This is a genomic window from Sphingopyxis sp. OAS728, from assembly GCF_014873485.1.
Lineage (GTDB): Bacteria > Pseudomonadota > Alphaproteobacteria > Sphingomonadales > Sphingomonadaceae > Sphingopyxis.
Genome location: NZ_JADBDT010000001.1, coordinates 4,305,928 through 4,332,106 on the forward strand (window position 1 = coordinate 4,305,928; position 26,179 = coordinate 4,332,106).

Here is a 26,179-nt window from a genome sequence, read left to right on the forward strand (position 1 = left end):
CCTTCCGCGGCAGAAGGAATGACCGATGCCGAAATCTCCGCCGCCGTCGCCCGCGAACGACCAGGCCCTTCGCGAACACCAGCCGGGCGGAGGTCAGCCGAAGATCGAGGTGAGCCGCGGCAATGGTGGCGAGCTGCACCAGAATCTGGCATCGGGCGACAAATCGGCCGATGCGGCGTTCCTGACCGACAATTTCGGCCACCGGATTTCGGACAACCAGAATTCGCTGCGCGCCGGCGAACGCGGGCCGACGCTGCTCGAGGACTTTGTCCTTCGCGAGAAAATCTTCCACTTCGACCATGAGCGTATTCCCGAACGCATCGTCCACGCCCGCGGTTCGGGCGCGCATGGTGTGTTCGAATGCACCAAGGCGATCCCCGGGCTGACCAAGGCGTCGATCCTGCAGAAGGAGGGCGCGACTTGTCCGGTCTTCGTCCGCTTCTCGACGGTCGCGGGCGGCGCCGGATCGGTCGACACCCCGCGCGATGTGCGTGGCTTCGCGGTCAAGCTCTACACCGACAGCGGCAACTGGGACCTTGTCGGCAACAATATTCCGGTCTTCTTCATCCAGGACGCGATGAAATTCCCCGACCTCGTTCACAGCGTCAAGATGGAAGCCGACCGCGGTTATCCGCAGGCGGCGAGCGCGCATGACACCTTCTGGGACTTCATCGGGCTGATGCCCGAGGCGATGCACATGATCATGTGGGCGATGTCCGACCGCACGATCCCGCGGAGCCTGCGCATGATCGAGGGTTTCGGCGTCCACGCCTTCCGCTTCGTCAACGAAAAGGGCGAAGGCAAATTCGTCAAATTCCACTGGAAACCCGTGCTCGGCATCCAGTCGACGACATGGGACGAGGCGGTCAAGATCGCCGGCGCCGATCCCGATTTCCATCGCCGCGACCTGTTCGAGGCGATCGATGCGGGCGACTTCCCGGCATGGGATCTCGGCGTGCAGGTGTTCGACGAAGCTTTCGCCGAGAAGCAGCCTTATGACGTGCTCGACGCGACCAAGCTGATCCCGGAGGAGGATGTTCCGGTCGAGATCGTCGGCCGCATGACGCTCAACCGCAACGTCGACAATTTCTTTGCCGAGACCGAACAGGTCGCCTTTCTGCCGTCGAACATCATTCCGGGCATCGATTTCAGCAACGACCCACTCCTTCAGGGCCGGCTCTTTTCCTATCTTGACACGCAGAAGTCGCGGCTGGGCACGACCAATTTCCACCAGATCCCGATCAATGCGCCGAAATGCCCGTTCCACAATTTCCAGCGCGACGGGATGATGCAGACGCTCGTGCCAACGGGGCGCGCCAATTACGAGCCGAACAGCCTGGCCGAGGCCGGCGAGAATGGCGGTCCGCGCGCAAGCGCCGATACGGGTTTCAAGAGCTTTGCCGCCAATGACGAACGCAACGATCCCGCGCAGAAGCTGCGCATTCGCGCGGCGCTTTTCGCCGATCATTTCAGCCAGGCGCGCATGTTCTACCTGTCGCAGACCGAGAATGAGCAGGCGCATATCGCCTCGGCGCTGGTGTTCGAATTGTCGAAGGTCACGCTCGATCATATCCGCGCCCGCGTCGTCGGCCAGCTTCGCAACATCGATGAGGATCTCGCGACGCGTGTCGCCATGGGGCTCGCCATCGATCTGCCGGCGAAGGAAAAGGCTGCGCGGGCGCCGGTCGATCTCAAAACGTCCGACGCGCTGTCGATCCAGAAGAATGCCGACGATACGATGGAGGGCCGCAAGGTCGCGATCCTCTTTGCCGAAGGATCGGACAAGGCGGTGATCGACAAGCTGAAGGGCGACATCGAAAGCGCCGGCGGCACCGCCTTCCTCGTCGCGCCGAAGGTCGGCGGGATCAAGGTTAAGGGCGGCACGCTCAAGGCCGACGGCCAGCTGGCAGGCTCGCCCTCGGTGCTGTTCGACGCCGTGGCTTCGATCCTGACCGAAGAACAGGCCAAGGCGCTGTCGGGGCAGGGCGCGGCGGTCCAGTGGTTCATGGACGCTTATGGCCATTGCAAGACGATCGCGCATGACGAGGCGACGCAGTTGCTGCTCGACAAGGCAGGGGTGGAAAAGGACGGCGGGGTCGTTGCGATCGACGAGTTCGAAAGCGTCGGCACCCGGCGCCATTGGGCCCGCGAAGCCAAGGTGCGCGATCTTGCCTGATCGCCCGTCATGGTGAGCCGCGCATCGGCGACCCATCATCGCGATCTCCGGACCGGCCAGTCGATCTGGTCGGCTCGGCGTCGTCCGTCCATCGAGGAAAAACCGCTGACCGGCGATGTCGCGTGCGACATTGTGGTGGTCGGCGCTGGAATATCGGGTGCGCTGATCGCCGAGCAGTTGTCCGACGCGGGGTTCGATGTCCTCATCGTCGACCGCCGCGGCCCCACGGACGGGTCGACCGCGGCCTCGACCGCTATGTTGCAATATGAGATCGACATGCCGCTCCATCGAATGGCCGACCGGATCGGTCGCGACAAAGCCGAACGCATGTGGCGCCGCTCGCGCCAGTCGGTCGACGCGCTGCGCGAACGGACCGAAAGGCTCGGCCTCGATGTCGATGGCGCGACGCGCGGCTCGATCTATCTCGATGGCAATGTGCTCGACGCGGCGGGGCTTGCGCGCGAAGCCGAGGCGCGGCGCCGGGCCGGATTTGAAATCGAATTGCTCAAACCCGCACAAGTCGAGGATCGCTACGGCATCAAGGGCCGGCATGCGATCATCGGCTACGGCAATTATTCGGCCGATCCACGCCGCCTCGCCGCAGGCTATCTGAACGTTGCGATTTCGCGCGGTGCACGGCTCTACGCCCCGGTCGATATTTGCGACGTCGCTCCCTCCGAGGCGGTCGTCACGCTCCGTTCCAAAAACGGACCTGCCATCCGCGCCAAACATCTCGTCGTGGCGACGGGCTATGAGATGATGAAGGGCATTCCGCGCAAGGGAAACAGGATCATCTCGAGCTGGTCGATCGCCACGCGCCCGCAGCCCCGCGCCATCTGGCCGACCGCGGCGATGATATGGGAAGCGGCCGACCCCTATCTCTACATCCGGACCACCCCGCGCGGAGAAATCATCTGCGGCGGCGAGGATGAGGAAATAGCCGATGCGGCGCTCCGCGACGCCAAGCTCCTCGACAAGGCGACGACGCTGTCGCGAAAGCTTGCTGCCCTGCTGCCAGGAGTGGACGCGACGCCCGCGTATAGCTGGGCCGGCAGTTTCGGCGACAGCCCGGTCGGGACACCGACCATCGGCCGCATTCCCGGCATGCCGAACTGCTATGCGGCGATGGGATATGGCGGAAACGGGATCACCTTCTCGATGATGGCGGCGCAGATGCTGCGCGGCGTGATTTGCGGTTATGGCGATCCCGACGCCGATCTGGTCAGCTTTCACCGCAGTTTTTGACGGCGCGTCAGCGATTGCCTTTCGGCTTGGCGGTCATCTGCACGGCAGACGCCTCTTGGGCTGCGAGCGCGGTTGGCGGCTTCGCCTTGGCGGCCTTGGGTTTGCGAATCTCGCGATTGCTGCGTTTTTGCGATTTGGCCATGTCAGATATCTTTCTTCGGTTTCAGGATGCGCGTGTTCGCGAACGTGCTAGCGAGCCGTTTGCGTCCGCAATCTGTTGAGCGGAAAATAAGGGCGATGCTGATAGGGAAAGGCCTTCAGACGCCGACGGATATCTTCGATCAGGCGCCCATGTCGGTCGATCGCCGAAGGATTTGTCGCGGCGGCGTATCGTACGAGCGCAATCTGCTCGTCTTCGAGCAATTGAATGAGGCACATCGTGTGTGCTCCTGCATCAAGCGAGAGCACGGATCGTCCCTCTGTCACATGGAGCTTGTTCGATTTCAGGTGATGGGATGACTATAGCACATCCCGAGAAATGTGCGGCACGAATACCGATATTATTCGAGTTCGGCAGAGACGTTCGCACACCGCGGAATCTCGCTCCGGCCTCATGGCCATTCCTGCGTGGCCGGAGGGCGATAGAAGCGGTAACGGAGGACATTGCCATCGATCAGGTGACCGCGGAGCCGAAGGCGCATTTCCTCGGCGCCGGAGCCGGATGTGCAGACAAGGCGGGTACCGCCCGACTGAAGCGGCTCGATCGCACTGATGCTGACACCTTGCAGAAGACATAGGCGCTTAACCTCGTCCTCCGGTAGCGAAATGTTCATCGCGCGGCTCATTTGAATCCTGGGCCGCTCGGCCAGCGGCGGATCGCTGCCGCAACCCGTTCATATCCCTCGGGGCTCGCGGTCGCGACTGTAAGCGGGCGGCCGCCGAGCGCGGCGTTGTCGGTGTTCAGGAAGGCTATCGCCGGATCCCGTCCGCCCATCGTCAAGAAGGCGAGCTGACTGATGTCCCCTTGGCGCCGTGCGTCATCAAGGGGGAATGGACTGCGGCTCTTGCGGAAAAATCGGCTCGATTGCGGTCTCAATCGGACAGGCACGTCCGGGGTGGCCGACTGGGATTGATCTGGATCGGGGGGCATGGGCGCGGCTCCTGCTTGTAAGCGGGAGCACGAGGTCTCTCAGCCGCGGCCGCCTACGATGAACGTGTGCCACGATGATTGTTATATGGGAGCTCCGGCCAAGATTATAAGATGTCGCGCCGATCATCTAACGGATATCGGGAATCTGGGCCTTCAGCGTCTATTCGGTTCCTGCGGAACGTGGTTGCGCCTCGATTGCACGAGCCAGTACGGAGGTGACCTTTCAAGCGAACGCCAGGCAATACTTGGAGCGTCCGCTAATTTCGTTCCACCGCCCAAAGCTGCCAATACGCAATCGGCCAATCGGCCTGACCCATGCGTTTCCCTTTTTGGCCATTTTGGTGCAGGAGAATTATCATGGGTAGATCAGAATTCGACTATTTGCCTCCACGACCGGCGTGGAATGCCGGTCGAAAGGTAGGTGCAAAGCGGCCGCTAAAACCACGGCAGATATGGGCAATTCGCTTCCACTTGGATCGAGAGCACCGGCTTCGAGACCGGGCGCTGTTCGATCTCGCAATCGACAGCAAGTTGCGAGGCTGCGATCTTGTGAAGATCAAGATCGGCGATCTCGTCGCCGGCGGTGAGTTGAGAACGCGGGCAATGGTGATCCAGCAAAAGACCAATCGACCAGTTCAATTCGAAATCATGTCGGATGCTCGCGGAAGCCTCTTGGCATGGCTTGAGCGGCGCGGTGGATCAATCGAGGATTTTGCGTTCCCCAGCCGGGTCGACCACTCTGCTCATATGAGCACGCGTCAATATGCGCGTCTCGTCGATGAATGGGTAACGGCCGTTGGACTTCGAAGCGAAGACTACGGGACGCATTCGTTGCGCAGAACAAAAGCGTCGATCATTTACAAGGCGACCGGGAACTTGCGAGCTGTGCAGATTCTGCTCGGCCACACCAAGATTGAAAATACGGTGCGATACCTCGGCGTCGATGTTGAAGATGCGTTGACGCTGGCAGAAGGCATCGAAGTCTAACCAGCAAATCGCGTATTCTGGAGAGCGAGCGTTCTAGCTCGTGGTAGAACGTCCGCTCTCTTTGTTTGACACCTAAAAGCGGACTGTCTCCAAGCGGCCATTCGGATCGACGCCGTGGCGCCGGGTCCCCCTAAAAAATCACCTGCCATCGCCTAATTTTTAGTCGGCTCGACCCGAGGGCTATGAGGAAATGCGTCGGCGCGTTCCGATGGATTGCCTAAGCTGTGGAACGGATCCGAGTTAGGGCTTTCCTCGCTTCCGAAGATGCCGGTTTGTGAAGGGCAAATGCTTATTGCGGATGGCAGGCGTCAACCCAAGGTCTCGCAATTGAAACGTTGCCTATATCGCATGAAACCCGGTTGCGCTTGTGCGCTTCGTGAACGCGCAGCAGAAGGCTCAGGATTGTGCGGCGAAGTTGCGCGCGAGCGCGATAAAGGCCTGAAAGGCCGCCGAGGGGTTGCGGCGATTGGAATAATAGAGGCAGAGCGGCACTAGCGGCGGGGTCCAGTCGTCCAAGATACGCACGAGCCTTCCCGCCGCGATGTCGTCACGTACGTCGGTTTCCATGAAATATCCGATACCCACGCCGCTCATGACCGCGATCCGGGTCAGGGAGGCCTCGTCGAGGGTGATCGGGCCCTCGACGTCAAGCTGTAATTCTTCGCCGCCCTTCTCGAACCGCCACCGGAACAATGCGCCGTTTGGAAGCCGGACGCGCACGCAGGGATAAGTGAGCAGCTCCTGCGGCACCTGTGGGATAGCCCTATTATCGAAAAAGGCGGGGGATGCGGCAACCGCCATGCGTCGCATCTGCCCCAGAGGTATGGCGATCGCGTCGCTTGGCACCAGATCGGCGCTGCGCACGCCCAGATCGAAACCCGCCGCCACGACATCGACAAGCCGGCCTTCGGTGACGAGGTCGATGTGAACCTGCGGGTAGCGCTCCATATAGTTCAGGACCAACGGCGCCATGATCTCGCGCGCCGCCGTTGCGAAGGCATTGATGCGCAGCGTGCCGGACGGCGTCTCCTGCTGAGAGCGCGCCGTATTCATAGCTTTTTGAATGTCCTCGAGAGCCGGCTTGATCTGCTTGACGAAGATACGCCCCGCATAGGTGAGCGAGACACTGCGCGTCGTTCGATTGAATAGCCTCACGGCAAGCTCCCGCTCGAGCTTGCCCACCGCGGCGCTAATCGCTGTGGTCGACATGCCGAGATCGACTGCCGCGGCCCGAAATGAGCCGCATCGCACGATGGCGAGAACCGCCTCGAGCTCAATCAGTGAATGGCGAACCATTGTCCCGTTCTTCGTGACACCCCATGCCGAATTATCGCGATTATCAGGCGAGAAGTCCATCATTAAATCAGTCTCGTCACGAATGAGGAGATGAAGATGTCAATGGACCTACCCAAGCCCATCGCCGACTATGTCGAGGCAAATGCCCGTCTCGATATCGACGGTATGTTGAAGCCTTTCCTGCCCGACGCGAGCTTCATCGACAACGGCAAGCATTTCGAAGGGCAGTCGGCAATCCGGCAATTGTTCGAAGAAGAAGTGATCCCGGTGAAAGCCATCTTCGTGCCCGATGCGGTGCGGGAAGAAAGCGGCGATGTCATCGTCGAGGGACCCGCACATGGTGACTTCCCGGGCAGCCCGCTGCGCTTCACCTATCGTTTCACGCTCGTGGATGGCGCCATCAAGACCCTGGAGACAACGGTATGAGCATCAAGGCAGATCCCACCGAGTTCGCCGGCAAGCGCGTCCTCGTCAGCGGTGGAACCAAGGGTTTGGGCCGCGCCACGGTCGAGCGCTTCCTCGCCGGCGGAGCCCGTGTCGTCACGGCCGCCCGCGCGATCAAGGATCCGATCGAGGGCGTTGAATATGTCCAGGCGGACCTGGCGACCGCGGAGGGCGGCGAAGCGCTGGCCAAGGCGGCGCTCGAGCGGCTGGGCGGCATCGATATTCTTGCCCATGTCGTGGGTGGTTCGGCGTCGCCGGCCGGCGGTTTCGCCGCGCTGACGGACGATCACTGGCTCGCCGAGCTAAACCTGAACTTGTTGGCTACCGTTCGGCTCGATCGGCTGCTTATCCCGCAGATGCTCGGGCGGGGCACGGGCACCGTGGTGCACGTCACCTCGATCCAGTCTGTCCTGCCGCTGCCCGAGTCCACCACCGGCTATGCCGCTGCGAAGGCCGCGCTGCGGACCTACAGCAAGTCGATATCGAAGGAGCTCGGTCCCAAGGGTGTTCGGGTCAACATCGTCTCGCCTGGCTGGATCATGACCGAGGCTACCGGCGACTTTCTCGAAATGCTTCGGGCTGCCAACGGCGGCACGATCGAGGACGCGCGTCAGTCCGTGCTCGATGCCTTGGGCGGAATCTCGATCGGGCGGGGCGCAGAGCCCGAAGAAGTGGCCGACCTCATCGCCTATCTCGCCTCGGAACGTGCCGCTGCGATCCACGGCGCCGAGTTCGTCATCGATGGCGGGACCATCAGCACCGTCTGAGGGTCGCGCCCAGCGCTCGCCACCTTCGGGAGGGCGGGCGTCGGCATGCCGACGGCGGCAATCGATCGATGCCAAGGCGCAGCACCAACCTCCCAATCCGTCCTGAAAGGAACGGCCCATGTTCGCTGTCTATGCAAAAGAAGCAAATCTCGAAGATCCTCTCGCTTCCCTTGTCATCGGCGAGCGCCCTGATCCGATTGTCAAGGAAGGCTGGGTTCGCGTGAAGGTGACCCACGCCAGCCTCAATCGGCATGACATTTTCACCCTGCGCGGGCTCACGGCACAGGAAGAGCCGATCCCCTTTCCGATGATCCTGGGCAATGACGGCGCCGGCCTCCTCGACGACGGAACGCCCGTCGTACTCTATCCGGTCATGGGGACGGACAGCTGGAAGGGTGACGAGACGATCGACCCACACTGGCACGTCCTGAGCGAACTCGTACCCGGGACGATGGCGGATTATGTCGCTGTTCCAAAGCGCAACGCGGTGCCGATTCCGGAAGGACTGTCCGCGCTCCATGCATCGCTGCTCGGCACGGCCTGGCTCACGGCCTATCGCGCGCTCTTCGCCAAATCGCGACTGATTCCCGGCCAGACCTTGCTCGTGCAGGGCGCGTCGGGCGGCATGTCGACGGCGCTGATCCAGATGGGCCGCGCGGCCGGATTCGAAGTGTGGGCCACGACCCGCAATGACGAAGGGGCAGCGATCGCCGAACGTCTCGGCGCCAACCGCATATTCCGGCATGGCGACCCACTGCCACGCCGCGTCGACGCGGTTGTCGACAGCATCGGCGCCGCGACATGGGCTGACAGCCTGAAGGCCGTCAAACGCGGCGGGGTCCTGGTGATAAACGGGATCACGACGGGCCACGCCGCCGAGACCGATCTGCTGCGGATATTCGTCGAACAGATCGATATCCGCGGCACCATCATGGGCACGCTCGAGGAGATGACCGCCATGATGCAGTTCGTCATCCGGAACAACATCGAGCCCGAGGTCGGGGCGGTGGTACCGATGACCGAAGCGGGCGAGGCGATCCGCGACATGATCGAAGGCCGCACCCGGGGAAAGACGGTGTTCACGCGGTGACATGATCGACACAGCGCTGTCGGTTTTCGTCCAAAAAATCAGAGACCTGATTCCAGGCAATGATGAAGTGGAAATTGAAGAATTCCACATTGTTCGCCGTGGGATTCAGAATTCATTGCGACCGTAATGGATGGATTTAATCGACTCTAAACGATGGAGAATAAAATGGCAGATCAAACTAGTTTTGCTGTGGTAAAACATTTCTACGACAGTTTCGTCCGCGGCGATATCGAGGCCGTGATCGCCACCCTGAGTGATAATCTGGACTGGCGTGAATCGGAAAATTTCTTACTTGGTGATCGCAATCCATACTTGACGCCCGCTTCCGTGGTGGACGGCGTTTTCAACCGCATCGCCAAGGAATTTCAGGATTATCAGGCCGGGCCTACCGAGTTGATCGACGGCGGCGATGTCGTCGTGGCCGTTGGCCGATCGAAAGGCATTATGGCTTCGACCGGAAAGCCGTTCGACGCGCAATATATGCATGTCGTGCGCGTTTCTGACGGCAAGATCGTGAGCTTTCACCAACTGATCGACACATTTGAGGTTTGGCGTTCGCAGCAAGCCGATTAGGTGCAAATCTCGGACGGCAGCGTAAGTGACGACGATCTCTTTCGTTGCCGCCGATCTTTCGTCGCCTCCGCACTTTTGCTGCCGCCCATTCGCACGCTGCAGTGCCCCCCCCATGCATACCCCCCACTACCCTGTGCGTTGCCCGTGAGCGCCAAGCGACTTGGTAGAGGCAGTGGCGTTGGGGCGAACCGGCACGTGCCAGAGCCAAGTCGTTGGCAGGTCGGACCGCGAGAAGAGCGACATTACGTCGAACGTCAAATGGAGTTTTCGATGACGCTTGCAGGCAAGAAGGCGCTCGTGACCGGCGGTAGCCGGGGCATTGGCGCGGCAATCGCGAAGACGCTCGCAGCCGAAGGCGCTGATGTCGCGATCACGTATGAGAAGTCAAAGGACTTAGCCGACGCGGTGGTGTCCGGGATCAAGGCCCTTGGCCGCTTCGCCGTGGCAATCCAGGCCGACAGCTCCGACATCGCGGCAATTGCGGCATCGGTCGACAGGGCAGCAGCAGAACTCGGCGGCCTCGACATCCTCGTCAACAATGCCGGGATTATTCGGATGAACAATCTCGCCGATATCGCCATCGACGATATTCAGGCACTCCTCGATATCAACGTGCGCGGACCGATCGTCACGAGCAAGTTGGCCTTATCCCATCTGAAGGAGGGCGGCAGCATCATTACAGTCGGCAGCTTCTTTGCGGATCGCGTGCCGTATGGCGGCTTGGGCGTCTACGCAGCTACAAAGTCGGCTCTTACTGCCTTCAGTCAGGGCCTTGCACGCGAACTTGGACCTAAGGGCATAACCGCGAACATCGTCCAGCCTGGCTCGATCGACACGGACATGAACCCGGCCCACGGACCCTTTGGCGATCCGATGCGCCAGCTGACCGCTTCGGGCCGCTTTGGTGCGGGTACTGAGATCGGGCATGCCGTCGCCTATCTGGCCGGTGACAAGGCTCGATACGTTACCGGCACTACGCTTACGGTGGATGGAGGCGCTAACGCTTGAGCGGGATAAGACGCCCGGCGGCTCCGGCTCACCGCTGCGAGAGGCCTGAGCATCTCCGGCCTTCGGCCCGAAAAATCGGACCGAAGGCCTTTGGATGAGGGCGGCCCTAGAGACCGTGCGCTGCGCGTAGGCGCGTCGCGGCCTGTTCGCCAATGACTGCGCAGGGAGCCTGCGTATTGCCGGTTGTTACCCGCGGCATGATGGAGCCATCGGCGATGCGCAGGCCTTCGATCCCGTAAACGGTGAGCGAGGCATCGACGACCGACATGTCGTCCTGTCCCATCTTGGCGGTACCGCATTGGTGCCAATAGGTGACCGCGGAATCGCGAATGAACGCATCGAGTCCGGCGACGTCGCGGTCTCTCGGCATGACCTCGGTCTTGACGAAAGGCTTGAACGCCTCGCCATTGCCAAGCTCGCGACAAAGCTTGACGCATTCGCGCGCGGCTTCGAGGTCAATCGGATCCGAAAGCATGTTGGTATTGATCGCCAATGGCTTCGCCGGGTCGGCATCACGCAGGAGAAGGCGTCCCCGGCTCTTTGGTTGTGCGAGCCCCGCAAACATCGTCCAGCCATGCTCGGGAACACCGAGAGCCGCCGTACGCTCGCTCGGCACGGGAAACTCGACTTGGCAAAAGAGCAGGTCGGGTGCGTCGAGATCGGCACGACTTTTCCAATAGAGCGTCGCCTCGCTTCCGCTGTTTCGCGGCGCCATCGGCCCTGAAAGCTCCCACATGCAGCCGAACGATACATGATCCTGCATGTTGCGCCCGACACCGGGCAGATGCTGGACGACGGGGATCGAATGTCGGTCAAGTTCGGCGCGGTCGCCGATGCCCGAGAGCATCAACAGCTTGGGGGTGTTAATCGCGCCGGTCGACAAGATCACCTCGCTTCGCGCGCCGATTGAAAAGATGCGGCCGTCCTTCTCGATTTCGACGCCAGTCGCGCGGCGCCGATCGAAGAGGATGCAACGGACGTGCGCGCCGGTCACGATCGTCAGATTGGGTCGGTCCGAAACGGGATGCACATAGGCGCGGTACAGCGACTGGCGCCGGCCGCCGCGAACGATCATGTCGGTGATCGCGGCGCCGCCCGTCCCTTCCATCATCGCGCCGTTCGGGCTCGCGAATGTCGGGATGCCTTGCTCGCGCGCAGCGCCGAGCAGAGCGTGTGCGAGCGGACTCGGGTCGTGAGCCGGCTGTACCCAGACCGGACCGTCGGTGCCACGGAACCGCGCATCGGGCGCGCCCTGCCAGTTTTCGATGCGACGATAGATGTCGAGCACCGATTCATAACCCCAGGCAGCGTCGCCCGCCTCGGCTGCAAAATGATCCCAATCGCTTTTGTGACCCCGTGCCCAGACCATGACGTTGATGCTGGATCCTCCGCCTAGACCCTTGCCCATCGCCATCGACAGTTCGCGGCCGCCGAGATGCGGATTGGGTTCGGCCTGAAAGCCCCAGTCGCGTTCGCTCCCAAGGTTCGTCGGCCAGAGCGCGGGGACGATGACCGAGTCTGCTTCGTCGCCGCCGCCCGCCTCGATCAACAGAACCTCAGCGCTGCCGTTCTCGGCAAGGCGACGGGCTACGACGGAACCCGATGAGCCTGCACCGCAGACAATGAAGTCATAGCTGTGCTTGATGTCTGCATTGAGCCTCGTCTGGTTCTCGCGGGCGCGTCGGGCAAAATCGGAGTCCTGGCCGGGGGAAGCCTCGGTGATCATCATGTTTTCCTTATACGTTGGGGAGGAGTGGGGACGGACGGTCCCCGGTTCGTAGGCCGTGCCGAACAGGCACGACGGGGTACAGCGGCGTCGCAGCCTGGCCGCCACGTCCGCTGTTAATCCGGCCGGGAAATCCGGCCGAAGACTGGCAATATTGGAAGGTAGGCGAGACCTACCGGTCCCGCCTACCGGCGCCCTGCCGTCGGGGGAGAGGCAGGGCGCTAGTCCGTCATTTGGAGCTGCGCGAGGCGGCCTGCGCCGCCTGGTCGATCACGTCCGCCACGACTTTGGGCTGAGTCATGAAGACGGCATGGCTCGCGGGCACTTCGGTGACCTTCGCACCGATGCGCTTCGCCATATGCTGGCGCATGCGCTGGTCGAATGCCTTGTCGTCGGTCGCGATCACCGCCCAGCTCGGCTTGCTGCGCCATGCGGCCTGGGTCAGCTTCGTGCCGAAGGCCGACATGTTGATCGGGACCTGCGAGTCGCGCATGAACGCGGCATCGCTATCGGTCGTATCCGCCGCGAACCCGGCCTTGAACTTCTCAAGATCGATGAAGCCGAACCCGTCGCTCTGGGTGTCGAGAACGAACTCGGGCGGCGTGACGAAACCCTGATATTGCTGCGCCGTCGTCTCGCCGGCATCGGGGGAGAGCGCGGACACATAGACGAGGCCCGCGACCTTCGGGTCGACCCCGGCTTCGGTGATGACGGTCCCGCCCCAGCTATGGCCGACGAGGATGGCCGGGCCGTCCAGCCGGGCGATCGCGCGCTTCGTCGCCGCGACGTCATCGGCGAGCGAGGTCAGCGGGTTCTGGACGATCGTGACGCGATAGCCACGGCCCGTCAGCTCGTCATAGACGCCGCGCCAGCCCGACCCGTCGGCGAAGGCGCCATGGACGAGGACGACATTGCGCACCGGCTGGGTTGCGGCGATGTGACCGTTATGATCCGCCGTCTGCGCCAACGCGGCGAGGGGGAAAGAAGCGGCAACGGCGGCGGCGGCGAGGACGGTGCGGACATTGCTGAACAGGGACATGCGATCTCTCCTATATTGCGACAACAGTTATTGCGATAAGTGATGAGATAGGGTGATTCGGATGGCTTGTCCAGCAGAAATATATCGCGATATTTATTTTTGTGATTCAGGCGCTATATTGGGCAGGAAATGGAGCTCATGATGACCACCGACAATCCGCCTGTGCCGCTCGACGATCAGCTCTGCTACGCCATCTACTCCGCCGGCATTGCCGTTCAGCGTGCCTACAAACCTCTGCTCGACGAACTTGGGCTGACCTATTCTCAATATCTGGTGCTCAACATATTGTGGCGCGAAGACGGGCAGCCGATCGGACGCATCGCCGACCAACTCGCCCTCGAATCGAGCACGCTGACGCCCTTACTCAAGCGGCTCGAAGCGGCGGGCTTCGTGAGCCGAACCCGCAATCCGTCGAACGAACGCCAGGTCGTTGTTGCACTCACGCAAACCGGGCGAGCGCTTCAGGCGAGGGCAGGCTGTCTCGGTGATGCCCTGCTGGAGGCGTCCGGCCAGTCGGCTGCGGCCCTTGCAAATCTCAACAAGGACATCAAGGCCTTGCGCGATGCCGTCTATGCCAATGTCGGCGGCTGGAACCTGACGGACAAGCCTGGCGCCTGATCGATTGCGCGATGGTTCAGAATGATGCGGCACCGCCCGGGCGAAAGATTTGCAAGCGTGCGAAGTCATCGGCGGGGGACGTGGCGCGGCTGTCGACGGCGGTCGTGTGGCATCAGATAGTCGCACCTGCGACCCACCCAAGGCGTTTCGGGTCATCCACCATCGATCGAACCGAGAGCGCCGCATTCCTCGCGGCGGCGACGAGACGATTGGTTGACCAGCCCTGACGGGCGAGTGCGGAGAGCCCATGCATTATCGACGCTACCAAGTCGCTGATAGGTTCCGCCAGATCCGGTCGCGACTCGGCTATACGTTCGCGCATGCGCAAACGCCCGTCCTCGGCGATCTGCTCGGCGGCGGCTGATGCACATGCATCGCTGCAGTTGCGCGTAGCGTCCAGAACGAGGCAGCCTTTCGCCTCGGCACTCTCACTGTAAGTGACAGCGCGAGCGACCAGAAACTGCTCGATGGCTGCCGCCAGCGGGCGCCCCTCGACCAGGAATTCATCGATCGGCAGTGCGGCGTTCGCATGACGGTTTAGGATCTGTTGGAAGAAGGCCGCCTTGCTGCCAAACGCGGCGTAGAAACTGGGTGCAGCGATGCCCAGTGCGCGTGTCAGATCTGACAGCGATACCCCGTCATAACCGCGCTCATGAAAGAGCTGCTGCCCCACCCCAAGCGCAGCATCAATGTCAAACGAACGTGGCCGGCCGCCTCTTCCTAGTTTTTTATCGCGCACTAAAAAACCCTTGCACCATTTCGAATTCAAGTTATTTAGCGCGCACTAAAGTATTTGCAAGGTCTGGCGACGATTCCACGACGGGCTCGAGTCTCTGAGCCCGCGCAGCGGATTCCAGCGGCCATTCAAGGAGCTTTCATGACAAACAAATCTTCAGAATGGCGTTCGATAGCCGTGCTTGTGGCGGTGTGCCTGGCATCCGCGTCGATGCCGCTGGCCTTTACCGGCCCGACCGTAGCCTTGCCGAGCATAGGCGCGGCGCTCGGTGGATCGCCTGTGTCCATCAGCTGGGCAACAAACGCCTACCTGCTAACCTTCGGGAGCCTGCTTCTCGCCGCTGGCACGCTAGCCGACCGATACGGTCGAAAGCGGGTTTTCGCTATCGGAACAGGCGGGTTCGGCATACTTTCTTTGGTGCTCGCAGTCGTGCCCGACATGATGAGCTTCAACATGATCCGCGCGGCGGAGGGTGTCACGGCTGCTGCCGTTATGTCGGCCGGAATGGCGGTTTTGGCACAAGAGTTCGACGGTCCTGGCCGGCTACGGGCCTTTAGTTTTGTGGGAACGAGCTTCGGGATCGGCCTCGCGGTTGCGCCGATCGCGTCTGCTTACCTGTTCGAGCTATTTGGTTGGCGAAGCATCTTCGCTCTGGTCGTCGCGTTCGATGTTGCCGCTTTCGTCATCGGCATGATCGCCATGACAGAGACACGTGATCCGGATGCAACCCAAGTCGATTGGCCCGGCTGCGTCAGCTTCACACTGGCGCTTGCGGCCTTAACTTGGGCAATCCTCGACGGTCCTGGCCGCGGCTGGTCAAATCCGGTGGTGCTCACCTTGTTCGGGTTGGCTCTTGCGCTATTTATCGCCTTCGCTGTGATTGAAACCCGTGTCGCCAGGCCGATGCTAGACCTCGGCCTGTTTCGCTATCGGCAATTTGTTGGTGTCCAACTCCTCGCCACAGCTCCCGCTTACGGCTTCGTAGTGCTTGTGATCCTGCTCCCGATCCGCCTCGTCGGAATTGATGGAATGTCCGCCTCGGAAGCAGGCCAGACCATGCTCGCCATGTCGGCGCCGCTGCTCGTCCTGCCTCTCCTCGCGGGATCGCTGACCCGATGGCTGTCACCTGCGATACTCAGCGGCTTCGGCCTCTTGATCACTAGTGTGGGCCTCTTTTGGCTTGGTCAAATTCCGATCGGTGCCGGGATCGCCGCAATCGCACCGGCCCTCATTGTTATCGGCGTTGGCATGAGCCTCCCGTGGGGACTGATGGACGGGCTCGCGGTCAGCGTAGTGCCAACGGAACGAGCTGGTATGGCTGCAGGCATCTTCGGGACCGTTCGCGTCGCCGGCGAGGGCATTGCGCTGGCGCTGGTCACGGCTCTCCTCACCTCCCTAGCGCAATCGCAGGTCTCCGAGCTCGTACCGCAGAGCACGAGTTCTTCTGCCATTGCACAGCGGCTTGCGGCGGGCGATCTGAGGGGCGCCTTCGCGCTCGCTCCTCAGGTCTCGCCGCCGACATTGCTCGCAGGCTACAGCGATGCGTTCGGCACGCTCACGCTGTGCCTCGCCATTGTTACGCTAGCTACGGCGGTAGTCGTGTTCCTCTCGTTGAGGACACCGGCTGCCAGACCGGACCAAGTGACACGGCTTGAGGGGGCGCTAGGTGCTGAGTAGCCCCTACTGGAGAATCTAATTGGCCGCTTTTAGATGGCTGGAATCTGTCGCGAGTTGTCAACTTCGCCCAACCTGGGTCGAACGTCTGCTTCTCTAGTTTCGTCGGCTGGAAGCTGCCAGTCCGAAATTGATGACGTGGACGGCTCTCCAACCTCCCGCGGTATGATCCGCGGGATGAGCTGGAAGGAGAGCTACGATGGAGAAGATTGCAACAGTCGGGTTGGATATCGCGAAGTCGGTGTTTCAGGTCCACGGCGTTGATGCTGCAGGCGAAGTCGTGGTGCGCAAGCGCCTGAGCCGGGCGCGGGTTGTTCCATTCTTTGCGAAGCTGCCGCGGTGCCTGGTCGGTATCGAGGCTTGCAGTACATCGCATCATTGGGCCCGTGAGCTGATCGCGTTGGGGCATGATGTTCGGCTGATGCCGGCGCAATATGTGAAGCCGTACGTGAAGCGCGGCAAGAATGATGCTTCCGATGCCGAGGCGATCTGCGAGGCGGTGACGCGGCCAACGATGCGGTTCGTCGCAGTAAAGACCCCGGAGCAGCAGAGCGTGATGATGCTTCACCGGGTCCGCCTGATGCTCAACCGCCAGCGCACTCAGCTGTCGAACGCGACGCGGGCGCATATGTCGGAGTTTGGGATCGTGGCGCCGGTAGGTCGCATTGGGCTCGACCGCCTGCTGGCGATAGTCGCCGACAAAGATGACGAGAGCATCCCACCCGATGCCCGGCTCTGCCTGGAGATGCTCGGGGCGCAGCTCGCCATCGTGAAGGAACAGATCCTCGAGAACGACCGGCGCATCCGGGCGAGTGCGCGCGATACGGAAGTCGGGCGGCGGCTGATGGAGATCCCAGGCGTCGGCCCGCTGCTTGCGAGCGCGTTCGTCGCCAGCGTCGCTGATCCCCAGGTATTTAAGACAGGCCGTGACCTTGCTGCATGGATCGGCCTGGTCCCCCGACAGAACTCCAGCGGCGGGAAGGAGCGGCTCGGCGGCATATCGCGTGCGGGCAACCAATATCTGCGCCAGATGCTCGTTGTTGGGGCGATGGCGGTAATCCGTCACGCAGAACGACACGGGACAAAGCGGGTCTGGCTTATCGAGCTGATGAAGAGGCGCGCCACGAAGGTCGCGGCCGTCGCGCTCGCGAACAAGACCGCGCGCATGGTCTGGGCCCTGATGACGAGCGGCGAGCACTACCGCGAACCGCAGGTCGCGCACGCATAGGAGATCAGGCGCCGGGCAAGAAGGCGCCGCCGAGGTTGGGAAGGGCAGACAGGAGCTGATGCACAAAGCCGGTTGAAACCGCCGGATCAGGAAAACCCATTTTGGCCGGTGCACTCCGAGTGCGAGAAATTGGTCGGGACCCGATCCGCGCGAAAGGCATCATGGCCAGCGGCGCATGACAAGGCCGCATCACAGGCCGGACACATGGCTGCACCAACCAGCAACTGCATCATCCAGAAACCGCTTGCCAACGGAGGGCCGTCCACACACGGCCATAAGCGACGATTTCCCGAAAAAGAACGCCCGCCCGATCAAAATCGGACGGGCGTAAGATGAAGAGCCGTGTTTCCTGAAAGGAAGAGCCCTCCTGGGTCGCGCGGCGCAATTAGCCTCGCTGGTAGACCTGATATTGTACCGCGACGCCAAAAAGAGCAGCGCTGACACCTCAGGGCTTGGCTGCAACCGGAAGACGGAATGGTGCGCCCAGCCTGTTGAAGGCGTTCATCGCCGCAATCGCGATCGTCAGATCCACGAGGTCTTTCGGCTCGAATGCCTCGGCTGCTGCTGCATAGGCCTCGTCGGAAGCATGGGTCTCGCTGACGCGCGTGACCTCCTCGGCCCAAGCCAAAGCCGCGCGATATTGGTCTGGGAACAGATGCGGGACTTCATGCCACACCGGAAGCAGCGCGATCTTGTCGATCGGCATGGTCTTGAGAAGGTCCCGGGTGTGCAGGTCGATACAGTGAGCGCATCCGTTGATCTGGGAGACCCGGAGGAAGACGAGATGAACCAGTTCTTCAGGGAGGGCCGTGCTGTTGGTGACATAATGGTGCACACCGTACAGCGCCTTCGCTCCGGCGGGAGCGACTTCGGACCAATTCAACCGATTCATCTGATCTTCCTTTCTTCCTGAGCCAAAATCGGCGTCAACATGCCTGACGAGCGGGATCCCGCCGCTGTGACATCCCGAGCAAATAAAATGCCGGTTCGACCAGATGTTGGCGAATGGGATCGGAAGAAAGGTCCGAGATTGATCTAGCGCAGTGTACCGATCAGGCCGCGCTAAGAAACGAGGGGCCAAGGCATTGTCGTACCGCTACAGAATGTCGCTTATCTGGAATCAGAGTTGAAAGCCGCCTGGCCCCAATCGGCCAAGTTGCGACTACGCGATCTTTGGAGCTTTTGCTGGTACCGCTAAGTCGTTCTCACCTGCAACCGGCGAAGCCGGTGAACGCGTCCTTCGCAATCTTGTTATCCCCGGCGTTCAGGCTCTGACAATCTGCGCGATGCCAATGCGAGGCGCTGGCCTGCCGGGGAGCCGGGCAAAGGAGGATTTCATGAAAATCTGTTCGCATCACGCGGTTCTGGTCCTGGCGATTCTGGGCTTGCCGGCCTGTGCATCGACAGCGCGTGTCTCTCCGGTCAGCGCGCAGGCGAGCGGTGCGGCGCCGCTACCCGTGCTGATCCGGCAGACCATACGCACCGAAATGACGATGCAGGCGCTTTTCATGGGGCGGCTGCACCTCGATCCTCACGGATGCCTACGGGGCGACAGCGACGAAGGCCCGATCATCGTCTGGCACCACGATACCGGCATCGAGAGGACGCCCGACGGTCGTACCCGCATCACAGACAGCACGACGGGGAATGCCGTCCATGTCGGCGACGAAATCGCGCTGAGCGGCGGCTATAGGGCAGGGCCTCTGAGCAATGTCACCGAATCGGTGCCAGAGCCCTTTCGCACGCCAAAGCGCTTTTTTATCGCGGGGCGCGTGATGAGCGAGGCGCAGCGGCAGGACATACTTGCACGCCAGCGCCGCCAGCCGGCGGCGCCGTTGCCCGTCGGCGCACCGCCCGCGCCAACGGTTCGGCGCTGAGATCGCACCACTGGAAGGCGTGGCGATTACTCACCGCACCTCTCGGGCTATATGTTGCATGGATGCAGGGATAGGTGTGACTACCAAGCGATGGGCGGTCCTCGCCGCACTGATCTTCACGGCGCCCGTCGCCGCTCAGGATCTCCCCACCGATCAGCTGGAGCGGCACGCCGATGTGGTGCGCCAGGACATGCTCCTGAAATCGACAATGGGGAACGGCCCGGCGCACCGGAATGATCGCGCACGCCGCGCGACACCGCAACAGGTTGCCGCTTGTTCAAATAAAGCGCGGTTCCGCAGCGAATATGGCGTGAACCATCCCAAGGTGCGAAAGCTCTACGAACTGTGTCGCAGCATCGGTCGCTGAACGCCTTCGTGCGCTAAACGACGACTGAAGGGGAGCGGCGCGCAGGCGCCGCTCCCCGACGGTCATGTCGTTTGCAGGGGTTTGCCGACATTCTCGGCCGCACTCGCTTCGCCGCCCGGCGCCTTGGCCGCGTGGCCGCAGTCGCCCGAACTCTTGGACATGACCTTGGGCTGCTGCCCCGCCCCGAGGGAGGTGACCTGAACGCTGCGGCTGCATGTTCCATTGCCGATGCTGGTGGAAGAGAAGCGATAACTCACCGTCCCCGCGGGTAGCGAGCCGAAGCCGGCAAGGTTCATCATGCCAAGCGCGTTCGGTTCGCGCTGCAGCGTATGCACCTGCTGCATCATCATCTCGGTTTGACGGTGCATTGTCGCTACGATCCGGTCGAACATGGCGAAGGGGGCGGCTTCGAAAGGATCGGTCCACTGGACCGGAATGAGCCTCACCGCCGGTGCCACGATCACCTTCGGTGCGACTTCGCCTTGATATTCGATCCGGGCGACCGAACCGTCGGGCAGGCCGACTTTCATCACCCGGGTATCTGCGGTTGCCGCTACCGCCGTGCCTGCGGCTGCCAACGCCGCGATGCTGGCGAAGACGGCCGTACGGATTTTACGCATCAATCGTCCTCCTGTGTTGATGGTGGAAACGGAAATCTATCCGGCGAAACTGAACGCAGAATGACTCGGCGGGTCCGAGTTGAGTCGCTCCTTACCCTGCGCGCCGATCGGATAATTGCCGCAGCAGAGCGCGTGCGGACCGGTTGGCGAGCAGCAAAGCCGGGGCGGGGCTTCGCCGATCAGGCAGGGCAAATCTGACCTGCGTTTCCCGGCGGGGTCCCGGATCTCGAACGGGATGCCTTCGCTCCGGCAATAGCGCTCGGCGGCACCGGGGGTCGCAAACCGAAGCTGCACTTGCGCTAGCGGATCGCCACCCCCGGCCCAGCCGGTGAGAGGATCCGCTCTGGGACGCCAGCGCGGAGCAAAACGCAATCGCCACCGGCTCGCCTGCGCGCGGCCCGCACGGTTGGTGCCGATGGGCAGAGGCTCGATAATCGCCCGGGCGTCGGGCGGCAGCGCGCAAATGCGATGTTCGGCTGGCCATTGATTATCGTTGGCTGCCACCGCCGGCACGACTTGTACTGTGGCGCCCGGCAGGCTCGGCCCGGGACCGAAGTCCCGGGCCTGCCCGTCAAGCCGCCCGCGCATTGACCGGAATGCGGCGGACGTTCTCGTTCACCGCCTCCGACTTGGGCAGGGTGATGGTGAGCACGCCATTCTGGAACGTCGCGCTCGCCTTGTCGCGTTCGACACCGCGCGGCAGGCCGATCCGCCGTTCGAAGCGGCCGTAGCTGCGTTCGGTGTAGCCGCGGTCCTTGTCCTCGACCTCGGACTTCTTCTCGCCGCGGAGCGTCAGAACGCCTTCCTCGACGGTGATTTCGACATCCTTCTCATCAAGACCGGGAAGCTCGGCAATCACCCGAACTTCGGTGTCGGTCTCGCCGAACTCGAGGTTCGGCCACGACGGCTCGCGGCTGAAGCCACCGAACGTCGGCATACCGAACCCGCGGAAGACATCGTCGAACAGGCGATTGACGTCGCGGTGAAGCGACACAAGCGGATGATCGCCCCGTTCACGTTCGGCGCTCACCGGAACAGGGAGCCGGTTCTCCTGCCGGCTCCAGGGGATCAGATCACGAATAGCCATGATAGCATCTCCTTTCTGGCTAGAGAGTTTCAGCGTGGCTCGCCGCCGCTGCGGGCGGCGAGCCGGTGCCCCGATCAGGCCGCTTCGAGGTCTTTCTTCTTCGGCGCTTCCAGGCGATCATTGGCAGGGGAACTGCCGCCGATCTCGATCTTGCGCGGCTTCATTGCCTCGGGGACGACGCGCCGCAGATCGATTTTCAGCAAACCATTATCGAAGTCGGCGGAGGCGACTTCGACATAGTCGGCAAGCTGGAAGCGCCGTTCGAAGGCGCGGGCCGCAATGCCGCGGTGCAGATACTGCCCCTCGTCATTATCCTCGCCGCGCTTGCCGCTGATGATGAGTTGGTTCTGCTGGGCCACCACCTCGATATCCCCGGGACGGAAGCCCGCCACCGCAAGCGTGATGCGGTAACTGTCCTCGCCCTGTCGCGAAAGATCGAAAGGCGGATAGCTTTCGCCGGCGTCGCCGCGAAGATCGGTCTCGAGGAGATCGAACAAGCGATCAAAGCCAACCGTGGAGCGCCGATAGGGCGCAAAATCAAAACTGCTTCTCATTTTCCAAATCCTCCAAAATTGAGCAATTTGGGCGTGAGAAACGCCGGAGAGAGCCGGCGCTCTCATTTGACCCACCGGGCCCGGCTTCGGCACCCGGCGATAAAAAGTTAGGAAGCGGAAAATCGCTTTCAAGAGATTTTTTGCGATCGGACTCCGCTCAGACGGATTGACGCGCGGGCGACGAATGGCCGCTATATGCGATTGGTACCAAAAAGCTGCCTGACGGCAATCGGCCAGAACTCACGCCACAATATCAGCGGCTTTCCCAATGCGGAGGATCGCCGAAGCTCCGTCGCAAGCTGTCTACGAGCGCCTGTATTCTCGCCGCTGCGCCATGATCTCTTGCATATGCGAGGTACAATTCAGCGCCCTCGGCCTCTACGGTAACGTCGAGCGGCACGAGCATCCCGCTGGCAATGCTGTCGTGGACGAAGAATGTCGGGAGGAGGGCAATTCCGATCCCTGTCAGCGCCGCATCTTTCATGATCATGCCGTTATTCACGCGAAGCGCAGGTTTCGGCCTCACGACCGACCATCCGCCGGGCGTTCTGAAACGCCAGTCGCTTTCCCGGTTCGAATAAAGGATACCGGGATGGTCGGCCAGTTCGGCCAGTGAGGTCGGCTGACCGAACCTTTTCAGATACGCAGGCGACGCAACGAGCAGGCGTCGGCTGACGGCCAAGCGCTTTGCGATGAGCCGTGTGTCCCCCACGGGCCCGTGGCGCAGGACCGCATCATATCCATCGGCCGCTATGTCGACGAACCTGTCGTCGAGGTCCAGCGAGACGTCGATTTCAGGATGCTCGACCAAAAACCTGCAAAGCGCGGAGCCAAGGTGCAATATTCCAAAGCTCACCGGCGCCGATATCCGGAGCGGACCCGCGAGCGTCCCGCTTTGCGCAGCAAGCTCGGCCTCGGCTTCGTCGGCCTCCCGCAGTATGCGCTGCGCGCGAGGGAGAAAGCTTCGCCCGCTCTCGGTGAGCGACAATTTGCGCGTCGTGCGCTGGATCAATTTCGCGCCGAGCGTTTTTTCGAGATCGGCGAGACGTTCACTGACGACCGACGTCGCCAATCCGAGGCGTTTGGAGGCGGCGCTGATCGAGCCCGCTTCGGCTGTCGCAAGAAAGGCTGCTATTCCGGAGAGCTTCATCATCTTTCGGGAATCCCGGCGTCTCGTTTCGGATTTATCCGGCTAGTCCGGAGAGTGCCCGAGGCGCATGATCTTGTCCAGCTGGCGGCAGCTGTGGGGGCGGCGCCATGATCTGGAGAAAGGCATGTCTTCCCGTCTGACCATTATCGCAGCCGTTCTATTGACCCTGATCTCGCCCGCGGTGGCACAGGTCGAGCCCTTCCCGAGCAGCTTCCAGACTGCCAAGATTCCGGCGGGCGATGCCACGATCCATGTCCGCGTCGGTGGCAAAGGCCCCGCCGTCGTCCTGCTCCACGGCTACGGGGAGACTGGAGATATGTGGGCGCCGATGGCTGCCGATCTCGCGCGCGATCATCTCGTGATCGTTCCCGATCTTCGCGGCCTTGGCCTTTCCTCAAAACCCGCGAGCGGTTACGACAAGAAGACGCAGGCAAGCGATCTGTCCGCCGTCCTTGCCCATTATAAGGTAAAACAGGTCGATCTCGTCACGCACGACATCGGCAACATGGTCGGCTTCGCCTTTGCTGCCCAGAACCGCAATCTTGTTCGGCGCTTCGTTCTGATCGATGCGCCGGTTCCCGGCGTGGGGCCTTGGGAAGAGGTCCTCAAGAACCCGCTATTGTGGCACTTCCGCTTCGGCGGACCCGATATGGAGCGTCTCGTTGCCGGCCGCGAGCGTATTTACCTCGATCGCTTCTGGAACGAGTTCTCCGCAACCCCCGCAAGGTTCACCGAGGCATCGCGCGAACATTATGCTCGCCTTTACGCACTTCCGGGCGCGATGCATTCAGGGTTTGCCCAATTCGCCGCGTTCGATCAGGATGCTGCCGATAATCAAGCTTTCCTGGCTGAGGGCGGCAAGCTCAAGATGCCGGTCTATGCGGTCGGCGGTGGAAAATCCTTTGGTCCGATGATGGCAACCGTCATGCGCGCTGCCGCCGAGAATGTCGAAGAGGGCATCGTCCCCGATTCCGGGCACTGGATCATGGAGGAAAATCCCGCGGCGACGATCAAGCTCGTGCGCGCCTTCCTGGACAAGGGCAAATGACCGGCAGAAGTGCGGCCCTGCTCCTGCTTGGAGCGGCACCAGCCGCGATGGCATCAGCTGCCTTGCAACCGGAGCGACTCACGCAAGCAGAGATTGCTCAGCTTCCTTCGACGGGCGCCGGTAGCGGAACGTCGGGCGTCGAAGGCATACGCACCCACATATTGTCCGGCGATCCTTCTGAGAGCGGACCCTACACCATCATGCTCAACGTTCCCGCCAATACGTGGATCGCGGCGCACACGCACAAGGACGACCGCGTGGCGACGATCGTCTCAGGTATCTGGAATTTTGGCTATGGTCCTGTCGCCGGCGGCGACACCAAGGCGTTAGGTCCCGGCAGCTTCTATACCGAGCCTGCCGGCGTCAGCCATTTTGCGCGGACGGGGGCTGATCCGGTCGTTCTTTTCATCCACGGTAACGGACCTACCGATACCCTCTATGTCGCAGCGTCGGAATCTCCGCACTCCCGATGATCGGGGAGCTTCGCATCAGCGGCTTTCCCCAAGAGAGCCGCTCGATCTTCATGATAGGCCGGTGCAGGCACAGCCATCGCTTCGGCGCGGCGCTGCTCGACCTCATTGGCTGCGCTGAGCGCAGAAAGTCCGCAATTCAGGACTCCGCTGAGAATCAGGCGGTCCGCGACCGGCCAATCACGCCGGCGAGGCGGCCTCCGTAGAAGGGCGGAGGGGTACCGCGCGCCAAGCCCACCAGAGCGCCACCGCCGCGACGACTGCTGCGCCCGCGGCATGAATCGAGGGCGAGACACCGGCGAATGCCGTGAATGCACTATTCCAGATTGTCGAAAACCCTACCGTCTCGAAAGTGAGGGATTGCAGCACGATGATGGCGGCGACGATCAGCCAGGGCTGTCCGTCGCGGCGGTGGCGCGACCAGAGCCAGAGCCCGATAACGACGCCAGTGAGCCCGCCGAGATGGACGCTCCAGCGGAAAAGCGGGAAGTCCTGCGGTCCGTTGATGATGAGGCCTGGAAGATGCGCGTTGTAGACGCGGGCCAGTGCGGGGGGGATCAGGAGCAACGGGGTCGCAAGCAGCCAGGCGGCGTGCCGGGCGACATTGCGGCGTTCCTTGAGAGCCATCGCTGCAAACAGAAGAAATGCCGCCGAACCGATTAGGTCGACGAAACCGAGCGCGGCCCCCCAGAGTTTGTAAAAGCGATCTTGCCCTGAAGCGGTCGCGATCGCCATGCTGTGCTCGACGCCCGCCGCCCCGACCATGAACAGCGGTACCAATATGAAAATGGCGAGGCCGAGACTTCGGTGCCGTGCGCGTTCCCCGCGGTCGATCGACCAGCTTTGGGCTGCGAGCAGCAACATCCAGGCGGTAGCGGTGACCGCGTGGATATGCCAGGCGATTTTCGCGGTGCCGAGCCGGGAGAAATAGCCGGGCCAGAAAGCCAGAATGGTCATCGCGATCATCGCGAGACAGTAAACCCACGCATTGCGATACGGCATGTTCATGGCCCCCAAGATTTTGGCCAATGGTTCATGACCACCGCCTAGGTCCCCGTTTCAGGTCACCACAATAGCTTGATCGGAGCAAGCGGTAGTAAACCCATTGCCCGCTTTTCTCGGTCCGGGCCTCAAAGTGGGCCTTATTCTAACGGCCACCAAGGACGATTTGCCGAAAAAGAGCGCCCGCCCGATCGAAATCGGACGGGCGTAAGATGAAGAGCCGTGTTTCCTGAAAGGAAGAGCTCTCCTGGGTCGCATGGCGCGATTAGAGGCGCGGGTAGGCCTGGTATTGTACCGCGACGCCAAA

Annotated in this window: 28 protein-coding genes; 15 read left to right on the plus strand and 13 right to left on the minus strand. The window is 61.9% G+C overall.

Features of this window, described 5'->3' with window-relative positions; genetic code table 11:
• Window positions 1–25: 25 nt before the first annotated feature.
• Together GGC65_RS20330 and GGC65_RS20335 are read left to right on the plus strand one after the other, a co-directional pair.
• Window positions 26–2,176: a catalase gene (locus tag GGC65_RS20330; RefSeq protein WP_225940935.1), complete on the plus strand. Its 2,151-nt coding sequence runs from the start codon at window positions 26–28 to the stop codon at window positions 2,174–2,176.
• A gap of 12 nt (window positions 2,177–2,188) precedes the next feature.
• The gene (locus GGC65_RS20335) at window positions 2,189–3,421 is read left to right on the plus strand and encodes an NAD(P)/FAD-dependent oxidoreductase (protein ID WP_413052742.1); all 1,233 of its coding nucleotides are present in this window, start codon (window positions 2,189–2,191) and stop codon (window positions 3,419–3,421) included.
• A gap of 7 nt (window positions 3,422–3,428) precedes the next feature.
• On the opposite strand, the gene GGC65_RS23630 is transcribed toward GGC65_RS20335, so the two are convergent.
• Both GGC65_RS23630 and GGC65_RS20345 read right to left on the minus strand, forming a co-directional pair.
• Window positions 3,429–3,563 carry a hypothetical protein gene (locus GGC65_RS23630; protein ID WP_264081034.1) on the minus strand — a complete coding sequence of 45 codons (135 nt, stop codon included), beginning with the start codon at window positions 3,561–3,563 and terminating at the stop codon, window positions 3,429–3,431.
• A 409-nt stretch (window positions 3,564–3,972) separates the two neighbouring features.
• Complete coding sequence (locus GGC65_RS20345; protein ID WP_192648820.1) at window positions 3,973–4,206, minus strand: hypothetical protein; 234 nt, start codon at window positions 4,204–4,206, stop codon at window positions 3,973–3,975.
• Between the two features lie 662 nt (window positions 4,207–4,868).
• Between GGC65_RS20345 and GGC65_RS20355 the strand changes: the two genes are divergently transcribed.
• Complete coding sequence (locus GGC65_RS20355) at window positions 4,869–5,498, plus strand: tyrosine-type recombinase/integrase (RefSeq protein ID WP_033073847.1); 630 nt, start codon at window positions 4,869–4,871, stop codon at window positions 5,496–5,498.
• A 396-nt stretch (window positions 5,499–5,894) separates the two neighbouring features.
• Here the strand turns inward: GGC65_RS20355 and GGC65_RS20360 are convergent, their stop codons facing one another.
• Window positions 5,895–6,794, minus strand: a complete 900-nt coding sequence (locus GGC65_RS20360; protein ID WP_192649657.1) for a LysR family transcriptional regulator — start codon at window positions 6,792–6,794, stop codon at window positions 5,895–5,897.
• A 96-nt stretch (window positions 6,795–6,890) separates the two neighbouring features.
• On the opposite strand from GGC65_RS20360, the gene GGC65_RS20365 reads away from it, so the two are divergent.
• The 5 genes from GGC65_RS20365 to GGC65_RS20385 all read left to right on the plus strand — a co-directional run bounded on the left by GGC65_RS20365 (window position 6,891) and on the right by GGC65_RS20385 (window position 10,676).
• On the plus strand, window positions 6,891–7,220 hold the full coding sequence (locus tag GGC65_RS20365) for a YybH family protein (RefSeq protein WP_192648822.1): 330 nt from the start codon (window positions 6,891–6,893) through the stop codon (window positions 7,218–7,220).
• Window positions 7,217–8,005 carry an SDR family oxidoreductase gene (locus GGC65_RS20370; RefSeq protein WP_192648823.1) on the plus strand — a complete coding sequence of 263 codons (789 nt, stop codon included), beginning with the start codon at window positions 7,217–7,219 and terminating at the stop codon, window positions 8,003–8,005. The genes GGC65_RS20365 and GGC65_RS20370 overlap by 4 nt, the downstream gene beginning before the upstream one ends.
• A 118-nt stretch (window positions 8,006–8,123) precedes the next feature.
• Complete coding sequence (locus GGC65_RS20375) at window positions 8,124–9,095, plus strand: quinone oxidoreductase family protein (RefSeq protein ID WP_192648824.1); 972 nt, start codon at window positions 8,124–8,126, stop codon at window positions 9,093–9,095.
• 165 nt (window positions 9,096–9,260) lie between these two features.
• Entirely contained in the window at window positions 9,261–9,668 is a 408-nt protein-coding gene (locus GGC65_RS20380) for a nuclear transport factor 2 family protein (RefSeq protein ID WP_192648825.1), read from the plus strand.
• Between the two features lie 270 nt (window positions 9,669–9,938).
• Entirely contained in the window at window positions 9,939–10,676 is a 738-nt protein-coding gene (locus tag GGC65_RS20385; RefSeq protein ID WP_192648826.1) for an SDR family oxidoreductase, read from the plus strand.
• Window positions 10,677–10,782: 106 nt separating this feature from the next.
• Here GGC65_RS20385 and GGC65_RS20390 read toward each other — a convergent pair whose 3' ends face one another.
• Together GGC65_RS20390 and GGC65_RS20395 are read right to left on the minus strand one after the other, a co-directional pair.
• Window positions 10,783–12,402 carry a GMC family oxidoreductase gene (locus GGC65_RS20390; protein ID WP_192648827.1) on the minus strand — a complete coding sequence of 540 codons (1,620 nt, stop codon included), beginning with the start codon at window positions 12,400–12,402 and terminating at the stop codon, window positions 10,783–10,785.
• Window positions 12,403–12,631: 229 nt separating this feature from the next.
• Complete coding sequence (locus GGC65_RS20395) at window positions 12,632–13,441, minus strand: alpha/beta fold hydrolase (protein WP_192648828.1); 810 nt, start codon at window positions 13,439–13,441, stop codon at window positions 12,632–12,634.
• 141 nt (window positions 13,442–13,582) lie between these two features.
• Here GGC65_RS20395 and GGC65_RS20400 point away from each other — a divergent pair, with 141 nt between their 5' ends.
• Window positions 13,583–14,059 carry a MarR family winged helix-turn-helix transcriptional regulator gene (locus GGC65_RS20400; RefSeq protein WP_225940937.1) on the plus strand — a complete coding sequence of 159 codons (477 nt, stop codon included), beginning with the start codon at window positions 13,583–13,585 and terminating at the stop codon, window positions 14,057–14,059.
• Between the two features lie 112 nt (window positions 14,060–14,171).
• Here the strand turns inward: GGC65_RS20400 and GGC65_RS20405 are convergent, their stop codons facing one another.
• Window positions 14,172–14,828 carry a TetR/AcrR family transcriptional regulator gene (locus tag GGC65_RS20405; protein WP_192648830.1) on the minus strand — a complete coding sequence of 219 codons (657 nt, stop codon included), beginning with the start codon at window positions 14,826–14,828 and terminating at the stop codon, window positions 14,172–14,174.
• A gap of 108 nt (window positions 14,829–14,936) precedes the next feature.
• Here GGC65_RS20405 and GGC65_RS20410 point away from each other — a divergent pair, with 108 nt between their 5' ends.
• Window positions 14,937–16,472 carry an MFS transporter gene (locus GGC65_RS20410; protein ID WP_192648831.1) on the plus strand — a complete coding sequence of 512 codons (1,536 nt, stop codon included), beginning with the start codon at window positions 14,937–14,939 and terminating at the stop codon, window positions 16,470–16,472.
• Between the two features lie 196 nt (window positions 16,473–16,668).
• Complete coding sequence (locus GGC65_RS20415) at window positions 16,669–17,697, plus strand: IS110 family transposase (RefSeq protein WP_192648832.1); 1,029 nt, start codon at window positions 16,669–16,671, stop codon at window positions 17,695–17,697.
• 445 nt (window positions 17,698–18,142) lie between these two features.
• Here GGC65_RS20415 and GGC65_RS20420 read toward each other — a convergent pair whose 3' ends face one another.
• Window positions 18,143–18,589, minus strand: a complete 447-nt coding sequence (locus GGC65_RS20420; protein WP_054727978.1) for a carboxymuconolactone decarboxylase family protein — start codon at window positions 18,587–18,589, stop codon at window positions 18,143–18,145.
• Between the two features lie 445 nt (window positions 18,590–19,034).
• Here GGC65_RS20420 and GGC65_RS20425 point away from each other — a divergent pair, with 445 nt between their 5' ends.
• Together GGC65_RS20425 and GGC65_RS20430 are read left to right on the plus strand one after the other, a co-directional pair.
• Window positions 19,035–19,574: a hypothetical protein gene (locus GGC65_RS20425; protein WP_192648833.1), complete on the plus strand. Its 540-nt coding sequence runs from the start codon at window positions 19,035–19,037 to the stop codon at window positions 19,572–19,574.
• A gap of 76 nt (window positions 19,575–19,650) precedes the next feature.
• Window positions 19,651–19,941: a hypothetical protein gene (locus GGC65_RS20430; RefSeq protein ID WP_192648834.1), complete on the plus strand. Its 291-nt coding sequence runs from the start codon at window positions 19,651–19,653 to the stop codon at window positions 19,939–19,941.
• A 62-nt stretch (window positions 19,942–20,003) separates the two neighbouring features.
• Here GGC65_RS20430 and GGC65_RS20435 read toward each other — a convergent pair whose 3' ends face one another.
• From GGC65_RS20435 to GGC65_RS20455, 5 genes are all read right to left on the minus strand, one after another.
• Window positions 20,004–20,561: a hypothetical protein gene (locus tag GGC65_RS20435; protein ID WP_192648835.1), complete on the minus strand. Its 558-nt coding sequence runs from the start codon at window positions 20,559–20,561 to the stop codon at window positions 20,004–20,006.
• A 36-nt stretch (window positions 20,562–20,597) separates the two neighbouring features.
• Window positions 20,598–21,149, minus strand: coding sequence for an NADH dehydrogenase ubiquinone Fe-S protein 4 (locus GGC65_RS23780; RefSeq protein ID WP_082395595.1), 552 nt, complete (start codon window positions 21,147–21,149; stop codon window positions 20,598–20,600).
• On the minus strand, window positions 21,133–21,648 hold the full coding sequence (locus GGC65_RS20445) for an Hsp20/alpha crystallin family protein (protein WP_192648836.1): 516 nt from the start codon (window positions 21,646–21,648) through the stop codon (window positions 21,133–21,135). The genes GGC65_RS23780 and GGC65_RS20445 overlap by 17 nt, the downstream gene beginning before the upstream one ends.
• A gap of 74 nt (window positions 21,649–21,722) precedes the next feature.
• The gene (locus GGC65_RS20450) at window positions 21,723–22,202 is read right to left on the minus strand and encodes an Hsp20 family protein (protein ID WP_192649658.1); all 480 of its coding nucleotides are present in this window, start codon (window positions 22,200–22,202) and stop codon (window positions 21,723–21,725) included.
• Between the two features lie 253 nt (window positions 22,203–22,455).
• Window positions 22,456–23,355 (minus strand): LysR family transcriptional regulator, encoded by a 900-nt coding sequence (locus GGC65_RS20455; protein ID WP_192648837.1) that lies wholly within the window; start codon window positions 23,353–23,355, stop codon window positions 22,456–22,458.
• A 157-nt stretch (window positions 23,356–23,512) separates the two neighbouring features.
• On the opposite strand from GGC65_RS20455, the gene GGC65_RS20460 reads away from it, so the two are divergent.
• Together GGC65_RS20460 and GGC65_RS20465 are read left to right on the plus strand one after the other, a co-directional pair.
• Complete coding sequence (locus GGC65_RS20460; protein WP_225940938.1) at window positions 23,513–24,400, plus strand: alpha/beta fold hydrolase; 888 nt, start codon at window positions 23,513–23,515, stop codon at window positions 24,398–24,400.
• Window positions 24,397–24,873, plus strand: coding sequence for a cupin domain-containing protein (locus GGC65_RS20465; RefSeq protein ID WP_192648839.1), 477 nt, complete (start codon window positions 24,397–24,399; stop codon window positions 24,871–24,873). Before GGC65_RS20460 ends, GGC65_RS20465 begins: the two co-directional genes overlap by 4 nt.
• Window positions 24,874–25,050: 177 nt before the next feature.
• On the opposite strand, the gene GGC65_RS20470 is transcribed toward GGC65_RS20465, so the two are convergent.
• Complete coding sequence (locus tag GGC65_RS20470; RefSeq protein ID WP_192648840.1) at window positions 25,051–25,878, minus strand: hypothetical protein; 828 nt, start codon at window positions 25,876–25,878, stop codon at window positions 25,051–25,053.
• Window positions 25,879–26,179 lie beyond the last annotated feature (301 nt).